General features: G+C 66.1%; 29 protein-coding genes and 1 tRNA gene. 13 read left to right on the top strand and 17 right to left on the bottom strand.

Annotated features, from left to right (window positions below):
- The first annotated feature begins 121 nt into the window (after positions 1-121).
- The gene (locus ACH2CY_RS04775; RefSeq protein WP_395016506.1) at positions 122-712 is read left to right on the top strand and encodes a hypothetical protein; all 591 of its coding nucleotides are present in this window, start codon (positions 122-124) and stop codon (positions 710-712) included.
- Between the two features lie 8 nt (positions 713-720).
- On the opposite strand, the gene ACH2CY_RS04770 is transcribed toward ACH2CY_RS04775, so the two are convergent.
- Positions 721-1,512, bottom strand: a complete 792-nt coding sequence (locus tag ACH2CY_RS04770; protein WP_395016504.1) for an SH3 domain-containing protein — start codon at positions 1,510-1,512, stop codon at positions 721-723.
- Between the two features lie 207 nt (positions 1,513-1,719).
- Here ACH2CY_RS04770 and ACH2CY_RS04765 point away from each other — a divergent pair, with 207 nt between their 5' ends.
- Positions 1,720-2,115, top strand: coding sequence for a hypothetical protein (locus ACH2CY_RS04765; protein ID WP_395016502.1), 396 nt, complete (start codon positions 1,720-1,722; stop codon positions 2,113-2,115).
- Positions 2,116-2,180: 65 nt separating this feature from the next.
- Here the strand turns inward: ACH2CY_RS04765 and ACH2CY_RS04760 are convergent, their stop codons facing one another.
- From ACH2CY_RS04760 to ACH2CY_RS04730, 7 genes are all read right to left on the bottom strand, one after another.
- Positions 2,181-2,720, bottom strand: a complete 540-nt coding sequence (locus tag ACH2CY_RS04760; protein WP_395016500.1) for a hypothetical protein — start codon at positions 2,718-2,720, stop codon at positions 2,181-2,183.
- An 11-nt stretch (positions 2,721-2,731) separates the two neighbouring features.
- Positions 2,732-2,887 (bottom strand): hypothetical protein, encoded by a 156-nt coding sequence (locus ACH2CY_RS04755; RefSeq protein ID WP_395016497.1) that lies wholly within the window; start codon positions 2,885-2,887, stop codon positions 2,732-2,734.
- Positions 2,888-3,105: 218 nt separating this feature from the next.
- Positions 3,106-3,474 carry a hypothetical protein gene (locus ACH2CY_RS04750; RefSeq protein ID WP_395016495.1) on the bottom strand — a complete coding sequence of 123 codons (369 nt, stop codon included), beginning with the start codon at positions 3,472-3,474 and terminating at the stop codon, positions 3,106-3,108.
- Positions 3,475-3,521: 47 nt separating this feature from the next.
- The gene (locus ACH2CY_RS04745; protein WP_395016492.1) at positions 3,522-3,764 is read right to left on the bottom strand and encodes a GIY-YIG nuclease family protein; all 243 of its coding nucleotides are present in this window, start codon (positions 3,762-3,764) and stop codon (positions 3,522-3,524) included.
- A gap of 93 nt (positions 3,765-3,857) precedes the next feature.
- Positions 3,858-3,946, bottom strand: a tRNA-Leu gene (locus tag ACH2CY_RS04740).
- Positions 3,947-3,971: 25 nt separating this feature from the next.
- Positions 3,972-4,748, bottom strand: a complete 777-nt coding sequence (locus tag ACH2CY_RS04735; protein ID WP_395016490.1) for a competence/damage-inducible protein A — start codon at positions 4,746-4,748, stop codon at positions 3,972-3,974.
- A gap of 13 nt (positions 4,749-4,761) precedes the next feature.
- On the bottom strand, positions 4,762-5,127 hold the full coding sequence (locus ACH2CY_RS04730; RefSeq protein WP_395016487.1) for a hypothetical protein: 366 nt from the start codon (positions 5,125-5,127) through the stop codon (positions 4,762-4,764).
- 156 nt (positions 5,128-5,283) lie between these two features.
- Here ACH2CY_RS04730 and ACH2CY_RS04725 point away from each other — a divergent pair, with 156 nt between their 5' ends.
- The 4 genes from ACH2CY_RS04725 (at position 5,284) to radC (ending at position 8,063) form a co-directional block, all read left to right on the top strand.
- A complete protein-coding gene (locus ACH2CY_RS04725) occupies positions 5,284-5,736 on the top strand; it encodes a PAS domain-containing protein (RefSeq protein WP_395016485.1) in 453 nt (150 codons plus the stop codon).
- A 17-nt stretch (positions 5,737-5,753) separates the two neighbouring features.
- Positions 5,754-6,458, top strand: a complete 705-nt coding sequence (gene sfsA, locus ACH2CY_RS04720; RefSeq protein ID WP_395016483.1) for a DNA/RNA nuclease SfsA — start codon at positions 5,754-5,756, stop codon at positions 6,456-6,458.
- Positions 6,459-6,521: 63 nt separating this feature from the next.
- Positions 6,522-7,346: a type I methionyl aminopeptidase gene (gene map / locus ACH2CY_RS04715; protein WP_395016480.1), complete on the top strand. Its 825-nt coding sequence runs from the start codon at positions 6,522-6,524 to the stop codon at positions 7,344-7,346.
- Positions 7,347-7,358: 12 nt separating this feature from the next.
- Positions 7,359-8,063 carry a DNA repair protein RadC gene (gene radC, locus ACH2CY_RS04710; RefSeq protein WP_395016479.1) on the top strand — a complete coding sequence of 235 codons (705 nt, stop codon included), beginning with the start codon at positions 7,359-7,361 and terminating at the stop codon, positions 8,061-8,063.
- On the opposite strand, the gene ACH2CY_RS04705 is transcribed toward radC, so the two are convergent.
- On the bottom strand, positions 8,060-8,830 hold the full coding sequence (locus tag ACH2CY_RS04705) for an SDR family NAD(P)-dependent oxidoreductase (RefSeq protein WP_395016477.1): 771 nt from the start codon (positions 8,828-8,830) through the stop codon (positions 8,060-8,062). The two genes, radC and ACH2CY_RS04705, sit on opposite strands and share 4 nt — an antisense overlap.
- A gap of 105 nt (positions 8,831-8,935) precedes the next feature.
- Between ACH2CY_RS04705 and ACH2CY_RS04700 the strand changes: the two genes are divergently transcribed.
- Positions 8,936-9,838, top strand: a complete 903-nt coding sequence (locus ACH2CY_RS04700; protein WP_395016475.1) for a LysR substrate-binding domain-containing protein — start codon at positions 8,936-8,938, stop codon at positions 9,836-9,838.
- 15 nt (positions 9,839-9,853) lie between these two features.
- Here ACH2CY_RS04700 and ACH2CY_RS04695 read toward each other — a convergent pair whose 3' ends face one another.
- Positions 9,854-10,294, bottom strand: coding sequence for an SRPBCC family protein (locus ACH2CY_RS04695; RefSeq protein ID WP_395016472.1), 441 nt, complete (start codon positions 10,292-10,294; stop codon positions 9,854-9,856).
- Positions 10,295-10,392: 98 nt separating this feature from the next.
- Between ACH2CY_RS04695 and ACH2CY_RS04690 the strand changes: the two genes are divergently transcribed.
- Genes ACH2CY_RS04690 through ACH2CY_RS04680 form a run of 3 tightly spaced genes read left to right on the top strand, consistent with a single transcriptional unit; the run spans position 10,393 to position 13,073 of the window.
- On the top strand, positions 10,393-11,469 hold the full coding sequence (locus tag ACH2CY_RS04690) for an adenylate/guanylate cyclase domain-containing protein (protein WP_395016470.1): 1,077 nt from the start codon (positions 10,393-10,395) through the stop codon (positions 11,467-11,469).
- Positions 11,470-11,481: 12 nt separating this feature from the next.
- Complete coding sequence (locus ACH2CY_RS04685; protein ID WP_395016468.1) at positions 11,482-12,384, top strand: aldo/keto reductase; 903 nt, start codon at positions 11,482-11,484, stop codon at positions 12,382-12,384.
- Between the two features lie 17 nt (positions 12,385-12,401).
- On the top strand, positions 12,402-13,073 hold the full coding sequence (locus tag ACH2CY_RS04680; RefSeq protein ID WP_395016466.1) for a DUF6064 family protein: 672 nt from the start codon (positions 12,402-12,404) through the stop codon (positions 13,071-13,073).
- Here the strand turns inward: ACH2CY_RS04680 and ACH2CY_RS04675 are convergent.
- Positions 13,033-14,460 (bottom strand): serine hydrolase domain-containing protein, encoded by a 1,428-nt coding sequence (locus tag ACH2CY_RS04675; protein WP_395016465.1) that lies wholly within the window; start codon positions 14,458-14,460, stop codon positions 13,033-13,035. The genes ACH2CY_RS04680 and ACH2CY_RS04675 overlap by 41 nt on opposite strands.
- A gap of 99 nt (positions 14,461-14,559) precedes the next feature.
- Here ACH2CY_RS04675 and ACH2CY_RS04670 point away from each other — a divergent pair, with 99 nt between their 5' ends.
- Entirely contained in the window at positions 14,560-15,405 is an 846-nt protein-coding gene (locus ACH2CY_RS04670) for an NAD(P)-dependent oxidoreductase (protein WP_395016462.1), read from the top strand.
- On the opposite strand, the gene ACH2CY_RS04665 is transcribed toward ACH2CY_RS04670, so the two are convergent.
- The 3 genes from ACH2CY_RS04665 to ACH2CY_RS04655 are packed head-to-tail and all read right to left on the bottom strand — an operon-like array spanning position 15,387 to position 17,374.
- Positions 15,387-15,761: a nuclear transport factor 2 family protein gene (locus tag ACH2CY_RS04665; RefSeq protein ID WP_395016459.1), complete on the bottom strand. Its 375-nt coding sequence runs from the start codon at positions 15,759-15,761 to the stop codon at positions 15,387-15,389. The genes ACH2CY_RS04670 and ACH2CY_RS04665 overlap by 19 nt on opposite strands.
- A 40-nt stretch (positions 15,762-15,801) precedes the next feature.
- Entirely contained in the window at positions 15,802-17,019 is a 1,218-nt protein-coding gene (locus ACH2CY_RS04660; protein ID WP_395016456.1) for an MFS transporter, read from the bottom strand.
- Positions 17,020-17,032: 13 nt separating this feature from the next.
- Positions 17,033-17,374: a GFA family protein gene (locus ACH2CY_RS04655; RefSeq protein ID WP_395016453.1), complete on the bottom strand. Its 342-nt coding sequence runs from the start codon at positions 17,372-17,374 to the stop codon at positions 17,033-17,035.
- Between the two features lie 240 nt (positions 17,375-17,614).
- Here ACH2CY_RS04655 and ACH2CY_RS04650 point away from each other — a divergent pair, with 240 nt between their 5' ends.
- Positions 17,615-19,057, top strand: coding sequence for an aldehyde dehydrogenase family protein (locus tag ACH2CY_RS04650; protein ID WP_395016451.1), 1,443 nt, complete (start codon positions 17,615-17,617; stop codon positions 19,055-19,057).
- 74 nt (positions 19,058-19,131) lie between these two features.
- Here ACH2CY_RS04650 and ACH2CY_RS04645 read toward each other — a convergent pair whose 3' ends face one another.
- From ACH2CY_RS04645 to ACH2CY_RS04635, 3 genes are all read right to left on the bottom strand, one after another.
- Positions 19,132-20,808 carry a methyl-accepting chemotaxis protein gene (locus ACH2CY_RS04645; protein ID WP_395016449.1) on the bottom strand — a complete coding sequence of 559 codons (1,677 nt, stop codon included), beginning with the start codon at positions 20,806-20,808 and terminating at the stop codon, positions 19,132-19,134.
- Positions 20,809-20,963: 155 nt separating this feature from the next.
- A complete protein-coding gene (locus tag ACH2CY_RS04640) occupies positions 20,964-21,887 on the bottom strand; it encodes a DMT family transporter (protein ID WP_395016447.1) in 924 nt (307 codons plus the stop codon).
- Positions 21,888-21,897: 10 nt separating this feature from the next.
- Positions 21,898-22,572 carry a peroxiredoxin-like family protein gene (locus ACH2CY_RS04635; RefSeq protein WP_395016444.1) on the bottom strand — a complete coding sequence of 225 codons (675 nt, stop codon included), beginning with the start codon at positions 22,570-22,572 and terminating at the stop codon, positions 21,898-21,900.
- Between the two features lie 127 nt (positions 22,573-22,699).
- On the opposite strand from ACH2CY_RS04635, the gene ACH2CY_RS04630 reads away from it, so the two are divergent.
- Complete coding sequence (locus ACH2CY_RS04630) at positions 22,700-23,359, top strand: TetR/AcrR family transcriptional regulator (RefSeq protein ID WP_395016442.1); 660 nt, start codon at positions 22,700-22,702, stop codon at positions 23,357-23,359.
- The last annotated feature ends 9 nt before the right edge of the window (positions 23,360-23,368 follow it).

Genomic DNA, 23,368 nt, shown 5'->3' with positions numbered 1-23,368 from the left:
TCCATGGCGCTTGCTGCGCCCTTCTCGGCGCCTTGGCCTGGATTCCGGCCGTCAAAAATCCACTGCTTGACTGTGGTTCCACGGCCTGTAGCCTGTCGTCGGGCTGCAATTGGAGGTGGTCATGCTGCGTCTTGTCACTCTGCTCGCAGGCTTGGTCTTCGGCGGCTTCCTGGCAGCGCCGGCCTCCGCGAACACGATCGCGAACTTCTCCTTGATCGCGTCCCTCTCGACGCCGACCGACAACGATGGCCTGGCTATCGGAACCTTCAGCCTCGATCTGACGGCCCATACCATCGTCGCGGCGTCGATCACGACACAGACCGGCGTCTTCATCTTCGGCACGCATTATCCCGGCTTCTCCGCGGATACCTATTCGCCCATTGCGACCGGCACGGAGCTGGTCTTTCGCAACAGTTCCACGGCGGTGCCCGGCGTCGCCGGCCAGCTGCTGACCCTGAAGCTGCCGTTCACGGACCTGACCGATTTCTCGACTTTGCCGACGTTCCTGGCGCTCGGCGACGAGTCCGTCTACTTCGCCCTCTGCGGCGGCCTCTGCGCCACGCGCTCGGTGTTCGGCGCGGCCATCACGCTCAGCGTCACCGAAACGCCGATCCCGGCCGCCTTGCCGCTGCTGGCGACGGCGCTTGGCGGCCTCGGCGCTGCTGCTTGGCGGCGCAAACGCGCGCATCAAGGCGATCGCTGCGTCGCCTGAAGCCGTCCTCAGCGCTCCGGGCGCATCACCGTCGGCGGTGAGCCCTTGGACGCCGTATCGACGAACCAGTTCACCGTCTGATCCACATAGCCGAGGAAGCCTTGGTTGCGCCGGGTCGGTATGGGCTGCTGCGCTGGAGCGGCGGCCACAACCGGTGCCGATGCCGCGGCCGGTTTCGCCGGCGCGATAAGGCTCGAGGTGACGGCCGCCCGGTGGACATAGCCGATGCGCCCGTCGCCGAGCGGCACCCGCCACCAGATGCCATCGGCCGAGCGCGCGCTGGCACGGAGCTTGGCATTGGCATCGAGCTGCGCCAGGACATCGGCCGTCATGCTCGGCGCCGCGCGCACGCGCGCGCTTTCTTTTGCGTAGAGCATGGTGTCCGTGAAGATGAGCGCCGGCGCCGAGGGCGTGCCGGGCTCCGGCTCCGCCCGCAGGGCCACGGAGCCCAGCGCAAAGGAAGACATCGCCGCCGGCGGACGCGGGTCCAGGTTCGGCGTCGCATCGCTTTCGGCGGTCAGGGCTTCGGCGACCAGGGCATCCATGGTGAGGGATTCGGCGGGCAGGATCTCGGCTGTGCGGGCTTCGACTGGTTCGGCCTTCGCTGGTCCCCCGAGCGGCACGCGATGCGGATCGTGATTTGGCGTCGCGACCGCGGCCTGCTGCTGCGCCGGGCCCAGATAGACCGGCACTGGATCCGGCGCCACGGCGAGATAGGTGACGGGCACCAGCGCGACCACGCCGAGCATGACGAAAGCCAGTACCACGGTCGGGTGCATGTCAGGCGTCCCTGTCTTCATCCCGGAACGGAACTCCGCGCTGGTTAACCCACCGGCGGCGCCCGAGTTGCCTCGGGCACCCACAGTCGGGCTCGAATGGCGCTACTCTGAGCCCAATTCTCCCTGGATTTCCACTCTCCAGTTCGTGAGGGCCGGACCCTGATTCGACTTTCGGCCGCCGCCTATGGTAAGTGGCCGCCCGGGGTGTTTTTTGACAGAGGAAGACTGATGAAGGGTATGTGTATCGCGCTGGCGCTGGCCGCCACCGCCTTCGTGAATGCCGCCGCGGCGGATGATTATTCTGCCTGGCCGAAGTCGGCGCCGGCGAAGTGCCTGATGGATCGCGGCGACTCCAAGGTGGCGGCTTTCGCCGCGGTCGACGCGAATTGCGGTCCGGTCGGCGACGCCAGCCGGGCCGGCCGCGCCTTCGTCCTCGGGGATGAGTTCGAGGACCTGATCCGGTCGATCAAGCTGGGCGATGCCGCGGGCACCAAGCAAATGATGACCGGCTTCTACCGCACCACCAACCGGAGCCCGGCGCTCAACAGCTGCTGGAAGACGATGGTGCAGAAGTGCGGCGCGGAAAGCATCGGCGCGACGATCGAAGCCGCCAAGCCGAACTGATTCTCGACGATGAGCATGCGCGGCGCGCGTTGCAGCGCGCCGCGCATCTCGCAGCCGGCGGCGGCTCAGGCGGCGGCGACGGTCACTTCGATCGTGCCCACGAAGATGGTATGGCCGGTGGTGACGGGAACGCCCCGGAACAACGGGTCCGCGCTGCCCTGCTTCAGGCTGAGGCGTTCCAGCATGGACGTGCTCATAAAGATCCCGACGACTTTCTTTCGATTCCGCGCGGCTTGCTTGAAGAATCCCTTCAGGGCAAGCTTGACGTGTTCGGGGCGATAGTCGGACATGTCCAGGCTGAAGATGTCATTCCGGCCGGAGAAATCGAACTCCAGGGGTTCGTAGAAATCGCGCGAGAAGTAGGCGTCGACTCTCCTGCCGACCTGGGCCAGCGGCACCAGCCAGACCACCAGCACGAAGACGCCGAAGAGAAGCTTGGAAAGCAGGCCGCCATGCTGGAGCAGGCCGGCCTCAATCAGGCCGGCCTCGGTGAGATTGAACAAGAGGATCGAGGCAACCGTCCAGACGATCATGGCCAGCGCGCTGGTGCCGTAGGCGAGCACCACGCGATGCAAGGGCAGGCCGAAGGGTCGCCACCGCTTCACCCGCGCGGCGCCTATTCGAAGATCATCCGCGGCATCCACGGGGCGGTCGGCGCGCCGTCGGGCGGTGCGCTCTTGTTCAGCAGGCGGTTGTCTTCATCGCCCGTCGGCATCGGGGCCACGCAGCCGGCGAGCACCAGCAGCAGCGCCGCAATCGCGATCCTGATCATGTTTGCTCCTAGATCCCTCCAGAGCCACCCTGCGCTGAGGCGTCGGGGGCATCCTGCTTCGCATCCAAGTTGCCCGCTGCCGGACTCGAACCGGCACTCTTTCGAGCCTCAGAATTCTAAGCGCATTGGGTCAATGCCGGACACCGCCAATTATGCGGGCCAACGTAGTTAACGGGAAGAATGTGTCAGCCCGTGTGCAAGAGGTCGGCCCGTTATGCTCAACCAGGATAGGGACCGGGTCGTGGAGGCCCGACGAATGGTGCAAGATCGTAGCCATCGTCAATGCGCCCCAAGAGCTTCCGGACGGAGATGTCGAGATCGTCCTGATTGCACCAGTACTCACCAATCTGTCCGTAGCTGGAGTAGTGCGAGCAGTTGAATCCGTCTTCAATGTCGTTGTACCAGACAACGATGCGGCCTATGACCCCGACAGCCCAGAAGCCGCCACCTAGATCTCCATACGGGCTTTGGCTCCATTTAACCGGATCGATTCGAACAGACTCCCACAGCCGCTGCTCGCGGACGCTCATCTTCAGCCAGGCCGAATTGATCAGGTCCCATAGGCGTCTTCTGATATCGATTGCCAATCCATCGTTTAGTCACCCCTATCGCAAGGAGGCGGTGTCAGACACTCTTACCACAATCGCTTCTTAGCGAAGGCGTGGCCGGAGCCAGACTTCAAGTATCGCTCAAATGTCTCGGCCTTAACCGGATTCGAAAAAGCCAGGTAGGTAACGAGACGCCACGGCGCATATTTCGACGTATGCGGCGACTTCCCTGAGTTATGATCGGCAAATCTGCGCTTTAGATTGGACGTCTGACCGACATACCTCTGATTCGGCGCAGCCAGGCTTTCCAAAAGATAGACGTAGTGCATCGAGCAGCCCTCCTCCGCCGAGGCTTCGGAGGGCATCCTGCTTCGCATCCGACTTATGTGCAAATCCTGCGAAGCGCAAAGCGCGAAGCAGGATGGTGCCCGCTGCCGGACTCGAACCGGCACGGCTCTTTCGAGCCTCAGGATTTTAAGTCCTGTGTGTCTACCAATTCCACCAAGCGGGCGATGATGCGCGAGCGTGACACGCCCTTACGCCGGCGTCTCCCCTTCGATCGGGTCGGCGTTTAAGGCGCGGATGATGCTCCTGAGCTCCGCGGCGGCCTGGCCGATCATCTCCTCGTCGGTGCCGCGGATCACGAAGCTGGCGCCGAACTTGCCCTGGCGGAAGAACGGGTACGACCCGATGTCGAGGCCGGGATAGCGCTGCTGCAGCGCGCCGAGATCCTTGGCGATCACGCCTTCGCCGACATGGGCGCTGACCGTCTTCGAATGCACCGGGTCGCCGCGGCTGAGGCCGCCCTTCAAGCCGTCGAACATCGCCTGGCAGATCGCCGGCACGCCGGCCAGCACATAGACGTTCCCGACGCGGAAGCCCGGCGCGGTCGAGACCGGGTTGTCGATCAGCGATGCGCCCTCCGGCACATGCGCCATCCGGAGCCGCGCTTCGGTCAGGTTCGCATCGCCGTAATGCTGGGTCAGTAGCTCGACCGCCTTCGGATGCTTGATCAGCTTCACGCCGAAGGCCCTGGTCACCGATTCCGAGGTGATGTCGTCATGGGTCGGGCCGATCCCGCCGGTGGTGAAGACATAGTCGTATTGGCCGCGCAGCGCGTTCACCGCCTCGATGATCCGCGCCGCGATATCCGGCACCACCCGCGCTTCCATCAGCCGGATGCCGATCGCGGTCAGGCCGGTGGCGAGATAGTGCAGGTTCGCGTCCTTGGTGCGGCCGGAGAGGATCTCGTTACCGATCACCAGGATGGCGGCGGTGACGATCTTGGGCGGTTTGGCTTGGCTCTCAGACATCGTCGGCGCCCGGTCACTCGACCTTGCTGTAGCCGAGCTGGGCCATGCAATCCTCGAGGATCGACTTGTAGCGCCGGTCGCCCTTGTAGGTCTGCATGTTCTGGAGCGGCGAGGTGTCGATCCCGGCATTGCCGCCGGTCTCAGCGGCGGCGATGTCCTGGTCGATGTTGCGGTCGCGGGCGGTCTGGACGTCCGCCTGCTCCTTGCACTGCGCGAGGTCACTGTGGGCCTGCTCCTCGGTCGCGTTGCTCTTGGTCCAAGTGGTGGCATGGGAAAAGAAGGAGCAGCCGCCCAGCAGGGCCAGACCCGTAAGAAGGGAAGCCCCCAGGGCGACCCCACGCCATTCCTGGGCGGCAGTTGCGGTACGTCGTCGCGTCATCATGGAAGCCCCGGATCCGAAAGCGGAATTTGCGATTAACTTGCCCCGAACCGAAGCGCGGTGCAACCGCGGCAAAATGGGAATTTCGGCGGGCGGTTGGTGGGGACGGCTGGGAAAGTCTGCTATGAACAACAGCGAATCGCTGGAAATGATTGAGTGACCGTCCCACCCCATCCCATCCCACCCGGCCTGGACCCGCTGTTTCGCTACTGGGATCGGAAGCGCGGCGACCGGCGCATGCCGCGGCGCGCCGACGTCGATCCCGCCGAGCTGGTCGGCTTCCTGCCGTCACTGATGATCGTCGATATCGTCGCCGACGACCGGCGCTACGTCTATCGCCTGGTGGGTACGCGCGAGGTCCAGGCCCGCGGCCGCGATCCGACCGGCCGCGCGGTCGGCGAGGCCTTTCTCGGCGCCAGCCGCGAGGGCGTGCTGGCCAACTACAGCCGCGTGCAATTGACCGGCGCGCCGCATGTCGATCTGAAGACCGTCGTCACCAACCGCGACCGGCTCGACAACAGCCATGTGATCTTCCTGCCGCTGAGCGAGGACGGCGAGACCGTCTCGCAGATCCTGGTCTATACCGACTTCAACCCACCGGCCGACTGAGCCTATTCCGGACCGCCATGCAGTTCTCGCCGCCCTTGGTCGAAGCGCGCCTGATCAAGCGCTACAAGCGCTTCCTGGCCGACGTCGAAATAGCCGGCACCTATCTCACCGTCCATTGCCCCAACCCCGGCTCGATGCTGGGCCTCGCCGAGCCCGGCAGCCGCTGCTGGCTCGCGCCTAAGACCGGCACCAAGCTGCCCTATGGCTGGGAGCTGGTGGAGAGCAAGGCCTCGGGCGCCGCGGCCCTGGTCGGGATCAACACCGGGCGGGCCAATGCGATCGTCGCCGAAGGCCTGGCGAAAGGCAGCTTCGCCGACCTGCCCAGCGCCACGGTCGCCCGCGAGGTGAAGGTCGGCGCCGCGTCCCGGCTCGACTTTCGCCTGGCCGATGCAGCGGGAACGCCATGCTGGGTCGAGGTGAAGAGCGTCACGCTTTCCCGGAATTCCGGGATCGCCGAGTTCCCCGATGCCAGGACCGACCGCGGCAGCCGCCATCTGGCCGAGCTCGGCCTGCTGTCCCAGGCCGGCCAGCGGGCGGTGCTGCTGTTCCTGGTCCAGCGCAGCGATTGCCGCGAAGTGAGACTCGCCGCCGACATCGACCCAACCTATGCGGCGGCGATGACCCAGGCCCGCGCCCAAGGCGTGGAAATCCGGGCCTTTTCCTGCGAAATCGGCCCGACCGGCATTGACGCGGGCCATGAGATCGCCTTTATCCACAGCTAGAATCTTTCCAACCGCAACCCTTCGGGGTTATGCTTGTCGGATGAGCGGGTTAGCGAATTGAACATGCAGAAAAAAGACGTTTCGGACGACTGGATCAACGAGGATCGTCGGATCAAGACCCATGACGCGGCGGGATTCGCTGGCATGCGCAAGGCCGGGCATCTCGCGGCCGAAGTGTTGGACATGATCACCGACCACGTCCAGCCCGGCGTCACCACCGACGAATTGGACAAGCTCTGCCACGACTATATCGTGGCGCGGAACGCGATTCCGGCGCCGCTCAACTACCGCGGCTTCCCGAAGTCGATCTGCACCTCGATCAACCATGTGGTCTGCCACGGCATCCCGGGCCCGCGGAAGCTGATCGATGGCGACATCGTCAACATCGACGTGACCGTGATCGTCGATGGCTGGCACGGCGACAGCAGCCGGATGTACCTGGTCGGCAAGGTCGGCGTGCAGGCGCAGAAGCTGATCGACGTCACCTACGAGGCGATGATGCGCGGCATCGAGATGGTGCGCCCCGGCGCCACCGTCGGCGATATCGGCCATGCGATCCAGGCCTTCGCTGAGAAGAACCGCTTCTCGGTGGTGCGCGACTTCTGCGGCCATGGCATCGGCCGGATCTTCCACGACACGCCCTCGATCCTGCATTTCGGCCGCCCCAGCCAGGGGCCGGAGCTGAAGCAGGGCATGTTCTTCACCGTCGAACCGATGATCAACGCCGGCCGCTTCGACGTGAAGATTCTGGAAGACGGCTGGACCGCGGTCACCCGCGACAAGAAGCTCTCGGCCCAGTTCGAGCACACGGTTGGCGTGACCGAGACCGGCCGCGAGATCTTCACGCTCTCGCCCAAGGGCATGCATCACCCGCCTTACGCGGCGTGAGTTGCCGCGACGGTGGGGGACGTCGCGGACAAACCGGATTATCTCGGCCATCGCAAACGGCTACGCGAGCGATTCCTCGCCGGTGGCGCCGGCGCGCTCGCGGAATACGAGCTCCTGGAGCTGCTGCTCTGCCAGGCCCAGCCGCGCGGCGACATGAAGCCGGCGGCCAAGGCGCTGATCAAGCGCTTCGGCAGCTTCGCCGGCGTGATGGCGGCGAGCCCCGACTCACTCTCGGAAATCGACGGCATCGGCGAAGCCTCGGTCACGGTGATCAAGACCGTGCAGGCTGCAGCGCTGCTGATGCAGCAGCAGGACATCAAGGACAAGCCGGTGCTCAGCTCCTGGAAGCAGGTCCTGGCCTATTGCCATTCGGTGATGGCGCATGAGCCGATCGAGCAGTTCCGTCTGCTGTTCCTGGACACCAAGAATGCGCTCATCGCCGACGAGAAGCAGAGCCAGGGCACCGTCAACCACACACCGGTCTACGTGCGCGAGGTGGCGAAGCGCGCGCTGGCCCTGGATGCCTCGGCGGTGATCATGGCGCACAACCACCCGAGCGGAGATCCCTCGCCCTCGCGCGACGACATCGAGATGACCAAGGCGGTGAAGGTGGCGCTGGAGAAGATCAGCATCCAGCTGCACGACCACATCATCATCGGCCGCAAGGGCCATGTGAGTCTGAGGAGCCTGGGCTACATCGACGGGCCGGCCCGCTAGACGATCAGCGGCAGGCCGACGCGCGCTCTCCCGGCATTGTCCTTGAGGGAGAAATCGGTGCCTGCGAACTCTTCGCCTTGCTCGCTGCAGAGAAAGGCAACCGCACGTGCCACCCATTCGGGCGGAATGTGCACGGCGGGATCGAGCCTGCTCACCGGGTTGATGCCCGATTTGCGGATGACGGCCTGCATTTCCGTCGCGACCGTCCCCGGGCTGAGGCCCACGACGCGGATGCCGTGCGCGCCATATTCCTTCGCCGCGCAGGCAGTCAGCGACAGCACCGCCGCCTTGGTCGAACAATAGTGGCTCCAACCCTCGAGCGCGCTGGTGGCCGCGCCGGAGCTGATGTTGACCACAACGCCGGAGCCCGTGTGCAACATTTGCGGGATCGCGGCGCGCAGGCCGTGATAGACGCCCTTGAGATTGATATCGGCGATGCGGCCCCAAGCCTCGGGTTCGCTGTCGGCGAGGCGTGCGATCGGCTCGATGACGCCGGCATTGTTGACGAGGATGTCGAGGCGGCCGAACCGTTGCACGGCGGCAGCGACCGCGTGCTCGAGGTCGGCGTAGCGGCGCACATCGCCAGGCATCGCCAGAGCCTGGCCCCCTAAACTGCCGATATCCGCGGCGAGATCGGAAAGCGCCTTCCCGTCTCGCGCCAGCAGCACCACCTTAGTGCCAAGCTCCGCGAAGTGGCGCGCGATGGCTGCGCCGATGCCGCGGCTGGCCCCTGTGACCAGCGCCGTCTTGCCGGAGAGGTTTTCCATGGCGAGTCCTTGCAATGATTTTGACGCAGCGACCCGCAGGCTATTTCGTGCAGCTCTACGCATAAAGGCGTTGATATGCATCTTACTGGTGCATAATTTACATCAATGGATATTCGGCTCCTGGCGGTGTTCCTGGAAGTAGCGCGCAGCCGTGGCTTCGCGCAGGCTGCGCGCAACCTCGACCAGGACCCCTCCTCGATCTCCCGCGCCATTGCCGCACTGGAGGGCGAGCTTGGCGCCCGGCTGTTTCAACGCACCACGCGCCGGGTGTCGCTGACGGAAGCCGGCGGTCGCTTCGCCGCGAGAATAGAGCCGGTGATGGCCGAGCTCGTGCAAGCGCGTGACGACATTCGCTCCGACAATGCCGCACCACGCGGCCGGCTGCGCCTCGGCGCTTCCGTCGCCTTCGGCCAGGTCTGCGTGATGCCGGAGATTCCGGCGTTCCTGGCGCGCCATCCGGAAATCGAACTCGAGCTCGACTTCACCGACCGCAATGTCGATCTCGTCGCCGAACACGTCGATCTCGCGATCCGGCTGGCGCCTGCAGTCGATGGCGATGTCGTCGCCGCGAAACTCCGGAACACCCGCTACCGCGTCTGCGCCAGCCCGGACTATCTCCGCAGTCATGCCGCGCTGAAGCACCGGCGCGACCTCGCCCGTCATCGCTGCGTTTGCTTCGACCTGCCCGCATTCAGGAGCCGCTGGCTGTTCCGGCGTAACGGAAGGCCGGTTGAGGAGATTGCCATAACGCCGCGCCTCACTGTTTCCGGCGCCCTCGCCTTGCGCGAGGCCGCGCTGTCCGGTCTGGGACCGGCCCTGCTGGCCGACTGGCTGATCGACAGCGACCTGCGCGCCGGGAGCCTGATCGACGTCCTTCCCGGCGAGGAGGTGACGGCGACCACCTTCGACACCGCCGCCTGGCTGCTCTATCCCAGCCGCTCGTTCCTGCCGCGCAAGACACGCGTCATGATCGACTTCCTGCGCGAGCGGCTGGGATCCCGTCGCTGAACTAAAGCCGTCGCCTCACCACTTCGCGTCCGGCCCGACCGTGCCGCCCGCCGCCACTGTGCCGAGCCGTTCCAGATAGTGCTTCCAGCCCTTCTCATGGTTGGCGCGGTCCTGTTCGGTCGGCAGGCCGCTGTGAGTCATGCGGACCAGGGTGCCGCCGTCCTGCTCGATGAGGTCGATCTCGACCAGGCTCGATCCTGGCGGCACGCCGGGATCCTCGTCCCAGCCGAAGGTATAGGCGAGGCGATGCACCGGCACCACTTCCTTGAAGGTGCCGCGCGCCGTGTTGCCGCCGGAAACCTTCTCGAGCAGATAGAGGCCGCCGGGCTGCGCCTCCACGGTCGCGCCGTTGCCGATCCAGCGCAGCAGCTTCTCGGGGTCGATCAGGAAGGCGAACACCGTCGCGGCCGGGGCGGCGACCTGTGTTTCGGTGCGCAACATGAATCCATCCGCCATCGCGCCTCTCCTTGCTGCCGCCCCCCGGCATATGAAAGCATGGCGCGCCGCGGGAACAAGAGCCCGCGGGAACCACTCCTGACAGAAACTGACAGCAAATGCAGCTTCCCTCGGCGCTCTCCTGGCTGATCGACGATGCCGCGGCCTTGCCGGCCGCCGATGCGCTGCTGTCGGGATTGGGCGCGCGCCTGATCGCCGACGGCGTGCCGCTCGCTGGCGGCGCCCTGACGCTGGCGGTGCCGGATCCGATCATCGCGCACCGCACTTGGCTCTGGCGCCCCGACAGCGGCGCGGTGATGGAGGCGCTGGGCTTTGCCGGCGGCATGAGCGCCGACGATCCGGGCAACGCCGGCCGCAGCTGGCTGCAGGGCCTGGCGCCGGGCGTGGTCCATGAAGACGTTGCCGGCGCCGGCGCGGATGCGCCGATGCTGGACTGGATCGGGCCGCGCGCCTTCTCGACGGATGAAGCCGAGCGGCTGCGCCAGGCGGCGCGGTTCGCGGCGGCGCCGCTCGCGGCACTCGCCGCCCAGGCCAAGTTGCAGGCGGCGTTGCAAGCCTATCTCGGCAAGCGCAGCGCGGCGCGCGTGCTCGGCAGACCGTTGCGGCGCAGTGTCGGCGAGACCATCCGGGCGGCCCTGCTCTATGCCGATCTCCGCGGCTTCACCGCGCTCTCGGAAACGATCGCGCCCGCTTCGGTCATCGCCGCGCTCGACGCCTGGTTCGACCGCATCGGCCTGGCGGTGCAAGCCTTCGGCGGCGAGGTCTTGAAGTTCATGGGCGACGGATTGCTGGCGATCTTCCCGGTCGCCGGAGAATCGCCACGCAGCGCCTGCGACGCAGCCTTGCGCGCGGTCGCGGCGGCGCGCGCCGGGATGGCGCATCTCGACCAGACGCGGGCCGCCGAGGGCTTGCCGCCCCTGCCCTTCGGCGTCGCGGTGCATCTCGGCGAGATCCTCTGGGGCAATATCGGTGCGGCCGACCGGCTGGACTTCACCGCGATCGGCCCGGCGGTCAACCTGGTGAGCCGCCTGGAGGGATTGTGCCGGCCGCTCGAGCGCCCCATCTTGGTCTCGGGCGCGGTGGCGGCGGAGACCGAATCCCCGCTGGTGTCACTGGGAACGCATGCGCTGCGCGGGATCGCCCTGCCCTGCGCCGTTTATACGCTGCCGGATTGAAGGGAGGGTCGGATGCGCACGACACGCCGGACGTTTCTGCAGGCTTCCGCCGCCGCGGCCGTTCTGCCGACCGTGGCGCGCGCCGCCGAGGCCACGCTTGGCACGCGGCCGATCCCCTCCAGCGGCGAGGCGATGCCGATGGTCGGGCTCGGGTCATGGATCACCTTCAATGTCGGCGATGACCCCAAGCTCAGGGACGAATGCGCCGCGGTGATGGCGGCCTTCTTCGCGGCCGGCGGACGGATGATCGATTCCTCGCCGATGTATGGATCGGCCCAGCCGGTGATCGGCTATGGCCTCGCGAAGCTCGGGCATCCGACCACTTTGTTCTCGGCCGAGAAGGTGTGGACCTCCGGCGACGGGCCGGCGCAGATCGAGGAGACGCGGCAGCATTGGGGTGTCGAGCGCTTCGATCTCCTGCAGGTCCACAATTTGGTCGACTGGGAGGCCAAGCTGCCGCTCCTTTTCGAGATGAAGGCGGCGGGCCGGCTGCGCTATGTCGGCATCACCACCTCGGAGGGACGGCGGCATGACCTCTTCGAAGCCATCATGCGCGACCAGCCGCTGGATTTCGTGCAACTGACCTACAATGCCGTCGATCGCGAGGTCGAGCAGCGCCTCCTGCCCCTGGCCGCCGAGCGCAAGATCGCCGTCATCGTCAACCGGCCGTTCGAGCAGGGCGCACTGACCCGGCGCCTGGCAGGCGAGAAGCTGCCGGATTGGGCCGGCGAGATCGGCGCCGCGAGCTGGGCGCAGGTCCTGTTGAAGTTCATTCTTTCGCATCCGGCGGTGACGGTCGCGATCCCCGCCACCAGCCGGGTCGATCACGTGCGCGAGAACCTAGCCGCCGCGCGTGGTCCCCTGCCCGATGCCGAGCTGCGCGAGCGTATCGCCGCCGCGGTCCGGGATCTCTGAATGCCAGGGCCTGCGCGATGAGCGAATGGTGGACCTACACGCCGGAAGACTTCCTGCTGTTCTCGCCGCGCAGCTATTGGCGGATGTTCGAGCTGCAGAACGAGGAATTCTGGCCGCTGCCGGTGGTGACCCTGGCCTTGGGTGGCATCGTCACCTTTCTCGCCGCACGCGGCAGCCGCACCGCGATCCGGGCGGCGGCCGTAATCCTGGCGCTGGTCTGGTGCTTCGTCGCCTATACCTTCCTCTGGAATCGCTATGCGGATATCAACTGGGCGGCATCCTATGTCGCACCGGTCTTCCTCATCGAAGCTTTGCTGCTTCTGCTGACCGCTTTCCGGACGGGCACGACCGCGGCGAAGACCGGGATTTCGTCGTGGATCGGCTCCTTGCTGCTGGCCTTCGCCACGGTCGGCGTGCCGCTGTTGCATGGCCGCGAACGCGCCAGCTCGGAGATCTTCGGCATCGCGCCCGACCCGACGGTGATCGCGACACTCGGCCTTCTCATCGCGCTGCGCGGCCGCTGGCTCTGGTCACTCTTTCCGATCCCGGTGCTCTGGTGCCTGATCAGCGGGATCACCCTGCACACCATGGGCGAGGCCCAGGCCTGGCTGCCTTTCACCGCCGTGGCGGTCACCGCGCTGACCCTGGCTACAGCGGCGGTCCGTCACCCGCTGCGGCCTCGAGGGTGAGCGCCTGGATCCGCGGGCTCTGCTCGCCAGTGAGGATGAGCTGGCCCTGCACGACGCCGCGTGCGCAGGTGAGCGTGAGTTTCGCCGACAAGGCGTGGTTCGGAACGGCGTCGATGTGGCGCAATTCTCCCAGGCGTTCGGCGAGTTTCGCCAGATGCCGGTCCCACTCCGCCGCCGGGCGGTCGAGCAGGAAGTTGATGGCGAGCAGCGACTGTGCCTCGGCGATGCGGCCGGCGCGGTAGATCCGCGACACCGCCTCGACCGCGGGCGCCAGTTGCGCGCTGACTGGAACCGGCGGCGCCTTCCAGAGGCCCGCATCCTTCAGCGCTTGCGCGGCATCGACATTGGGCTCGTTCATCGCCGCATAGGTGCGGTTGGCGAAGCTGAAGATGCCGACCCCGGTCTCCGGCGAGAACAGGAAATGCGAACCATAGCCTGGTAAGCCGCCGCGGTGATGCAGAATGCGGCCGAGCTCGCTCTCGACCGAGTTCACCAGGCCATAGCCATAGGCACTGGCAGACCAGATCTCGCGGCCCTGATGCTTGCGCAGGGTCGGCGCGCGTGGACCGCTGTGCAGGACCGCGAGCTCGCGGCGCGTGGCGCGGGCGACCGGTCCGCTCTCCGCGGCATCGCGCGCCGGCCAGGCGTCGATCATGAAGGCGACGAAGCGCGCATATTCGACCGCATTGGTGACGATGCCGGCCATGGCGCCATAGGCGCCGTCATGCTCGATCTCGGCCGGCGACCAGGTGTCGTCATGGCGTCGATAGCCGAGTGCCAGCGCGCCGGCCGGCAGGTCGTCGATCTCGTAGCTGGTCTGCACCATGCCGATCGGCCGCAGGATCTCGCGGCGGACGAAACCGGAATAGGGCTCGCCGCTCGCTGCCTCCACCACGCGGCCGAGCAAGGTATAGCCGAGGTTGGCGTATTCGAAGTCGATGCGCGGGGCCCGGGCGAAATGCATCCCCGCCTCCAGCATGGCGTTGAAGTCGCCGAGCGGCTGCGGGAGCAACCGGTCGCCCCAGGGATCATCGGTGACGAAACCGGCCTGGTGGGTAAGGAGATCGTGCAAGGTGATCGGCCGGCTGTCGGCGGTCGGCAGCTTGAGCCTGGCGAAGCTCGGCACCAGGTCGGCGACGACGGCGTCGAGCGAAAGCCTGCCGCGGTCGCGCAACAGCAGGACGGCGAGCGTGGTCACGCATTTGGTCATCGAGGCGATCCGGAAGAAGGTCTCGGGGCCGACCGGCACCTGGCTCCCCAGCGCGGCGACGCCGGATCCCTTCACATGGGCCAGCTTGCCGTCCTGGACCACGCCATAGACCAGGCCGGGAATATGCTCGGCCTGCTGGTAGCGCGCATAGATCGCGTCGAGTTCCTGGAACATCATTCGCCCCGCCATTCTTCGATGGCTGCCATGGTTACAGGCGGTTTGCGCGCGCGGCAAGCGGCCGGCTAAATTGGAACCAAAGCGAGCAAGGAGAGAAACATGGATGTCGGCTTCATCGGTCTGGGCAAGATGGGCATCGCGATGGCACACAACCTCGCCAAGGCAGGGCATCAGGTCCGCGCCTGGAACCGGTCTCCGGTCGATGCAGCGGGGCTGACCATGGTCAAGACTGCGCGCGAGGCGTTCCAGGCGGAGGTCGTCTTCACCATGCTGTCCGACGACGCAGCACTTCGTGCGGTCGTGCTCGACGGTGGCCTGCTGAAGGATACACGAACGGGCCTGGTGCATGTCGGCTGCTCGACCATCTCGATCGCGATGGCCGAGGAGCTGACCGCCCGGCATGCCGAAGCCGGCATCGCCTACATCTCGGCGCCGGTGTTCGGGCGGCCGGATGTCGCGGAAGCGGCGCAGCTCAACGTCGTGGCCGGCGGTGCCGAGAGCGCGATCGACAAGGTGGCGCCCCTGCTGGCCGCGATCGGCAAGAAGACCTGGGTGATGGGCGATCATCCCGCGCAAGCCAACGCGGCGAAGATCGCCGGCAACATGATGATCGGCACGGCCATCGGCGCGATGTCCGAGGCCACCCTGCTGGCCGAAGGCAATGGTGTCTCAGCCAAGGCCTTCTTCGAGCTGGTGCTGGAATCCCTGTTCGGCTGCCGGGTCTACCAGAGCTACAGCGCCAAGATCGTGGCCGAGGAATATTCGCCCGGCTTCAAGATGGCGCTGGGCCTGAAGGACCTGCGGCTCGCCGCCGAGGCGGCGGAGCGCTGCGGCGAGCGCCTGCCGATCCTCGAGGCGGTACGCGACCAGATGACCGAGGCCGTGCATGCCGGCCTTGGCGACAAGGACTGGTCGGCGCTGGCCGATTACATGCGCAAGACGTAACCGCCGGGCTCGGCTTTGTGCGGCAGGTCCCAGCCGAAATAGACTTCGGTCGAGACCAGCTTGCCGTCGCGCACGGTATGGAACTCGCAGTTCCGGAAGCGCTTGCCCGTCTTCGTCTGGGCTTCGTAGACGATGAAGACATGCTCGCCTTCGCCGATCGCTTGGACCAGGTCGAATGACGAGAATTGCGCGCTGTTCGGCCAGCACCGATCGAAGTAGGTGGCGCGATCGAGGCCGTTGTCGAGCGGGCTGGTGAAGCGATAGTCCGCCGCCACGAGCGCCTCCATGGCGGCGCGGTCCTTCTCCACATAGGCCTGGTAAGCCGCATGGGCGACGGCGATCGGATTCTTCTCCATCACGGCAAAACCGCCGCGATGGAGAAGTGTTCCATCCGGATCAGGCCGGCGCCGCCGCCCGGCGCGGCGGCGGGAAGGCGAGCGCGATCGCCACCGCGCCGAGGCCGACGACGGCAGAGGCGACATAGAGGCCGGTATAGGCGTTCCAGGTGTCGTAGATCCAGCCGCCGATCACCGGTCCCAAGGCCATGCCGAGGCTGGAGATCATCACCGCCGCGCCGAACACCGCGCCCATGATGTTGGGACCGAAGTAGTCGCGCGCCAACACCGCGTAGAGCGGCATCACCCCGCCATAGGCGAAGCCGAAGATGAAGGCGACGACGTAGAAGTACTCGAGGTTGGCCGCATAGAGATAGGCGCCCGCCCCCACCGCCTGGATCAGCAACCCGACGATCAAGGTCGGCTTCACCCCGAACTTATCGCCGGCGATGCCGAGCGCCACCCGGCCGAACAGCCCGCCGATGCCCTCGACGCTATAGATCGTGACGGCGAGCGCCGGGGCGATGCCGCAGATCTGGGCGAAGCTGACGGTGTGGAAGATCGGGCCGGAATGACAGGCGCAGCAGGCGAAGAAGACCAGCGCCAGCACGATGAATTGCGGCGTGCGCAAGGCCCGGCCGACGGTCATGCCCGCTGGTTCGGGCTGCGCCGCCGCCGCCACGGCTTGCGGCACTTCCGCCGCGTCGGGGGAGACCGCGGGCGGGCGGCGGATCAGCAGCGACATCGGCACCAGGAGCACCAGCACGGCGACACCGATGATGAACTGTGCCTCGCGCCAGCCGTAATTCGCGATCAGCCATTCGGCGAACGGCGACACGGTCAAGGGCGCCACGCCGATGCCGACCGAGACCAGGGAGACCGCGAGGCCCCGATGCTTCTCGAACCAGCCCACGGTGGTCGCGATCAGCGGCGGGAAGAAGCTGCCGGCGGCGATGCCGATCACCACGCCGTACCAGATCTGGAACTCCAGCACGCTCTGGGAGCGGCTCGTCATGATGAGGCCGAGCCCGGCCAGAGCATTGCCCATCAGCAGCACCGGTCGGGCGCCGATCTTGTCGCTCAGGGCGCCCCACCCGAAGCCGGAAGCGCCCATCACCAGGAATGCGACGGTCATGGAAAAAGAGACGGCGGTCTTCGACCAGCCGACGCTCTGCTCGATCGGGAGGAGGAATACCGGCAGCGCAAACATACCGCCCGCCCCGATGCACGTGATGATCGCGCCGGCCATGACGATGACCCAGCCATAATGCCATTTCATTTTCGTGTTCCCCCTAAACCGAACGGCCGTCGAAATACTGGAGCGGGACCTTGCCGAGATCCACGCCTTCGAGACAGCGGATGTTGATGTAGACGTCGTTGCCGCCGGTTTTGTCCTCGCCATGGGTGTGGATGCCGCAGCCGGTGCAGAAGCGGTGGCCGATCACATGACGATTGAAGGTGTACTCGCCGAGATCGCCGGGCTGCATCGCGAAACGCACCTGCCCTTTCGGCAACGCCCAGAGCAGCGCGCCCTTTCGCGAACAGATCGAGCAATTGCACGAAAGTGCAGCGCTCAAGTCTCCTTCGGCCTCGAAGGCGACCTTGCCGCAGTGGCAGCTTCCTTTATAGACCATGCTTCGCTCCCTTGGCTGCCGTCCCGACGGCAGGCTCTTGAGAACTCGTCGAAGGAAGACGCCGGGAATCGACAGACGCTCCAGAGTTTTTTCTAGCGGCCGGGCCCTCTGCCTACAACCTGTTGAAAACACTAGGTTCCGAGACGAAAGCCCTGGCCGCATCGCGGTTGCCGGATCGGGTCCGGGGCACTATTTTACCGGCCGAAATCGTCAGACAATTCAGCAATCGACGGAGCCGTCATGAACATGGAAGTGAAGCGCAACCTGATCGCCGGTCAGTGGGTCGAGGGTTCGGGATCGCGGGTCAACGAGAACCCCTCCGACAAGAGCGATCCCGTCGGCTCCTTCGCTTCCGCGACGGCGGACCAGGTGAACGACGCGGTCAGCGCGGCGAAGAAGGCCTTCACCGCCTGGTCGCGCACCAGCCCGCAGGTCCGCTCCGACATCCTCGACAAGGCCGGCAATGAGGTCATCGCCCGCAAGGAAGAACTCGGCAAGCAGCTCTCCCGCGAAGAGGGCAAGACCCTGCCCGAGGGCATCGGCGAGGCGACCCGCGCCGGGCAGGTGCTCAAGTGGTTCGCCGGCGAGGCGCTGCGCATCCACGGCGACAAGATGTCGGGCCTGCGCCCCGGCACCGAGGTCGAGGTCACGCGCGAGGGCCTGGGCGTGGTCGGCATCATCACGCCCTGGAACTTCCCGATCGCGATCCCGGCCTGGAAGGTCGCCCCGGCGCTGGCCTTCGGCAACACCGTGGTGCTCAAGCCGGCGGATCTGGTCCCGGCCAGCGCCTGGAGCCTGGTCGATATCCTGCAGCGCGCGGGCCTGCCGGAAGGCGTCTTGAACCTCACCATGGGCTCGGGCTCGGTGGTCGGCAATGCGCTGATCAACCACAAGGATGTCTCCGCGGTCACCTTCACCGGCTCGACCAAGACCGGCAAGACCGTCGCCGAGGCTTGCGTAAAGCGGCTCGCCCGCGTGCAGCTGGAGATGGGCGGCAAGAATCCGATGGTGGTGCTGGACGACGCCGATCTCGACATCGCGGTCGAGGCTTCGTTCCAGGGCGCGTTCGGTTCGACCGGCCAGCGATGCACCGCCTCCTCGCGCCTGATCGTGCAGCAGGGCATCCACGACAAGTTCGTGGCGGCGATGGTCGAGCGCCTGAAGAAGGCGAAGATCGACAACGCGCTGGAGCCGGGCGCCGAGATCGGCCCGGTGGTCGACCAGCGCCAGCTCGACCAGGACCTGGAATACATCGGGATCGCGCAGAAGGAAGGCGCCAAGCTCGCCTGGGGCGGCGAGCTCCTGAACCGCAAGACCCAGGGCTTCTATCTCAACTGCGCGCTGTTCACCGAGACCAACAACAACATGCGGATCAGCCGCGAAGAGGTGTTCGGTCCGGTCGCCAACGTGATCCGGGTGAAGGATTACGACGAGGCCTTGAGCGTCGCCAACGACACCGAATACGGCCTGGTCGGCGGCATTTGCACCACCTCGCTGAAGCATGCAACGCATTTCAAGCGCAACATCGAGGCCGGCATGACCATGGTCAACCTGCCGACCGCGGGCGTCGACTACTTCGTGCCGTTCGGCGGCCGCAAGAATTCCTCTTACGGCTCGCGCGAGCAGGGCGAGCTGGCGCGGGAGTTCTTCACCGTGGTGAAGACCGCCTATACCCGCCCGTAAGCCGGGATTGCCGGATCGAAAAGAAAGGCCGGGCGAGAGCCCGGCCTTTTCAGTTTGGAGAAAACTCGGGCTTCCTAGGCGCGCACGGTGCGCAGGAACTCCTCGACCTGCGACTTCAGCATCGAGCCGTTGCGCGAAAGCTCGCCGGCCGATTCCAGGACCTGCCGCGCGGCATGGCCGGTCTGGCCGGCCGCGTCGGTGACGCCGGTGATGTTGCCCGAGACCTCCTGGGTCCCCTGCGCCGCCTGCTGGACGTTGCGGGAGATTTCCTGGGTCGCGGCGCCCTGCTCCTCGACCGCGGAAGCGATCGCGGTCGAGATCTCGCTGACGCGGTTGATGGTGTGCACGATGCTGGAGATCGCCTGCGCGGAGCTCTGGGTCGCTTCTTGGATGGCGCGGACCTGGCCGGCGATCTCCTCGGTTGCCTTCCCGGTCTGCGTCGCCAGGGTCTTCACTTCCGAAGCCACGACCGCGAAGCCCTTGCCGGCCTCTCCAGCGCGCGCCGCCTCGATCGTCGCGTTGAGTGCCAGCAGGTTGGTCTGGCCGGCGATGTCGTTGATCAGACGCACTACGTCACCGATCCGCTGCGCGGCATCGGCGAGACCCTGCACCTTGGCATTGGTGTCGTTGGCCTGGGCCACGGCCTCGCCGACGATCCGCGTGGACTCGCTCACCTGGCTGGTGATCTCGCCGATCGAGGCTGACAGCTCCTCGGTCGCGGAAGCGACGGTCTGGACGTTCTGCGTGGTCTCCTCCGAGGCCGCCGCCACCGCGGTGGACTGGCGCGAGGTCTGCTCAGCGGTCGCCGACATCGACTGCGCCGTAGACTGCAGCTGGGTCGCCGCCGCGGTGACGCCGTTCACCACGCCGCCGACGGAGCCCTCGAACCGGTCGGCGAGGTCGAGCATCGCCTGGCGGCGTTCCGCCTCGCTGCGCTGCTTGGCTGCCTCCTGCTCTTCGCGCAGGCGATCGGCCTCGATCATATTGTCCTTGAACACGCCGAGCGCCGCCGCCATGGTCCCGATCTCGTCCTTGCGGTCCTGGCCCGGCACGGCAACGGTTTTGTCGCCGCCGGCGAGCGCCTGCATCGCCCCGGTGATCGACGCGATCGGCTTTGCGATGCCGAAGCGGGCTATGACCAGGGCCAGTCCGAGGCCCATCGCCAGGCCCAGGCCCACCAGGGTCAGGGCCAGGTAGACGGTGGACCAAGTCGCTTCCGTCGCGGCATCCGAGCTGTCGTCCTGGAACTTGATGGCAGCGTCCGAAAGCATGGCCATCTCAGCGGTGAGCTTGGCCATCGGCACCCGGATCTGTGCGGACAGGATCGCCATGGCTTCATCGTTCTTGTTGGCGAGCCCAAGATCGGAAGCCTGCCGAATGGAGACATAGAGCGCATCGTAGCGAGCGGCGAAATCATCGAGCTTGCCGGCGTCTTCCGGACGCGCCGCCTTGGCGATTCCGATGAATTTGTGAAACTGCTCCTTGTCGGCCTCAAGCACAGTGCTCAACGCCTTCATCTGCTCCGGCGTCGTCTCGGCGATGATTGCGTAGATGTCGCCGCGGGTCTGGGCCAGGGCCCTATTGGCGCGCGGAATCGCCACGGCCTCCCGCGCCGGCCCGGTCAGAAGGTCGCTGTAGAGATCGTCGATCCCGACCATGCGAAATGCAGCGAAGCCCATGGCGCCCACCGTGATGAGCGAGAGCAACAGGACCAAGCCGATGATCTTGGTGCCGATCGCGATGTTCTTCATAGAATGCTCCCAAGCGCAGAATGGTTTCCCTCAAGAGCGCCGAGACGCGCTCATGCGAGCGATTGATATCGATCTCTCTTGAAAATATTCTTAATACACAGTCTGTTGGGCAATCATCGTGGTACGATATAGATGTGAAATCGACTCCCGACGCATCAGAGTCGGGTTTCGCCGCGCACCGCGCGCAGGCCCATGATCATTCCGCTCGTCACGGCGACGACACCCAGAATGCCGGCCGGGCCCGGGACTTCCGAGAGCAACGGGATTGCCGCCAGCGTGGTCACGCAGGGCACCGCGGCGGTGAAGAATGCGGTCATGGTCGGGCCCAAGCTCGCCACCGCCCGGGTGTAGACGAAGATCGACACAGCGCCGATGAGCACGCCCTGAACGAGAATCTGCAGCAGCAAGGCATGAAGCGGCACCGCGAGCAGCGCCTTGCCAGGGATGACTGCATAAACCGGCAGGAAGGCGCACATGGAGAACACGGCGACGATGGCCGCGCCTTGCGCCGGCGGCAGTCCGAGGCGGCGCGACAGCACGCCATAGGCCGACCAGAGCAGCGAAGCGAGCAGCAGGAAGCCGTCGCCGATAAGCTGCCTGACGTTTGCCCCGGCCCAGCTGTCAAAGCCCATCAAGACGATGCCGCCGGCAATGATGAGGGTGCCGAGCTTCTGAGCGGCGGTGCGACGCTGCGGTGCGGATAGGCTGAGCACGGCCAGCGTGGTCAGCGGCAGTGTGCCGTGCAGCAGCACCGCGCCATGGGCCGCCGGCGCCAGCGCGAAACCGGCATAGGCAGCGGGCGCAAATCCCAGGCCGCCGAACAAGGCCAGCAGCGCGGCCTGCCACCAGCGGACGCCGGCAAGGCCGGTGCGCAACAGCACGGGCAGCAGCAGCATGCCGCCGATCCCGAACCGCAGCGCCGCGATATCGGGCAAGGTCAGCGACGACGAGAAGCCGAGCCGCGAGGCCAGGGTGAAGCTGGAGAACAGGAAGACCGAAAGCAGGCCGCACAACAGGCCGATCGTGCGCCGCCGATCGAAAGCCGGCGCGTTGCCCGCCGGCTCCCCGATATCGGCCATTTGCCCTGCCCTACGCTGCGCTCCTGGTCAGCGCTTCCAGCACCAGAACGACCTCCAGCGGCTCCGGCCTGCGGGTGTAGTCGGGATCGGCCTTGGCGTAGCGGATCTCGCCCTGGCGGTCGATCACGTAACGCGCCGGCATCGGCAGGGTCCAGCTCGCGTCGCCATTGAAGGCCTGAAGATCGACGCCAAGCTGCCTGTAGAGCGCGATCAGGTAGTCGGGCATGCGAAACCGCAGGCCGTATTGCTCGGCGACGACGTTGCCGGGATCGCTGAGCATCAGATAGCTGAGCTTGTGCTGCTCGATCATCTTGCGGCTGTTGGCGGCGCTCTGCGGGGTGACGGTGACCAAGGTCGCCCCCGCGGCGCGGATGCGCGACGCATGGAGCTCGAGTTCCTGGAGCTCGATGTTGCAATAGGGACACCAGGCGCCGCGATAGAAGCTCAGGACCACCGCCCCCTTCATCAACAGATCGCCGATCGGCACCCGCATGCCATAGGCGTCTTCCAGGGCGAAGAGCGGCGCGGGGCCGCTGCGCAGCGCGCGCTCGGCGATGCCGGAGGCGCGCAATTCGTCCACCGCGCGCCGCATCGCCGCATGGGCTTCGGCGGGAACCGCCTCGAACGGCGGCCGGCCGGATTCGAAACTGGCCTTAAAGGCGGAAAGCTTCTCTTGCAAGGACATGGGATGGGCTCCTGTTGCGGGATCGACAAATCGTCGCGGCCGGCATCAAGCCTATTTTGTAATTAACAGTCAAGAATTATTCTGTGATATACGTTCAAAAATTCGCCAGCGAGGAGCGGAGCGCAACATGGCACGACCCAAGGAGTTCGATGCCGAAAAGGTATTGGCCAACGCCGCCGAGGTATTCTGGCGCCGCGGCTATGACGTGGTGAGCATCCAGGAGCTCGAGGCCGCGACCGGGCTCGGCCGCGGCAGCCTCTACAATACGTTCGGCGACAAAGAGGACCTGTTCATCGCGGCGCTCGACCGCTACATCGAACGCCACGGCGCGGCGCCGTTCCGGCACCTTTCCAACCCGAACGTCCGCCTCGGCATCCAGCGGCTGCTCGAAGCAGTCATCGCCCGCATGGGCGATCCCGCCAATCCGCGTGGCTGCCTGCTGACCAATACCAGCCTCGCCTTCGGCACCGGTTCGAAGCGCATCGACGCGCATGTCGCCGAGAAGATCCAGACCATGGAGACTCTGCTCGAACAGGCGATCGCGCGGGCCCGGCGGGAGGGCCAGATTCCGGCGAGCGCCAGTCCAAAGCAGCTCGCGCGCTTCTACAGCGCGGTGACACAGAGCCTGGGCGTGATGCATAAGGCCTTCGGCGACGACGCGGCGCTGCGCGATATCGCCGCCGTCGCCATGTGCGCCTGGCCGGCCGAAGCGCCAAGGCGCGGCGCTTCAGGGCCTAAGCGCACCCTCCGGCATCACCAGTTGAAAACCACCCCTGCTTGCCGGTAAGTCTGTGCG

Source organism: Dongia sp., from assembly GCF_041905885.1.
Lineage (GTDB): Bacteria > Pseudomonadota > Alphaproteobacteria > Dongiales > Dongiaceae > Dongia.
The sequence above is the reverse complement of the archived record's forward strand: the minus strand, read 5'-3'. Positions and strand labels throughout refer to the sequence as shown.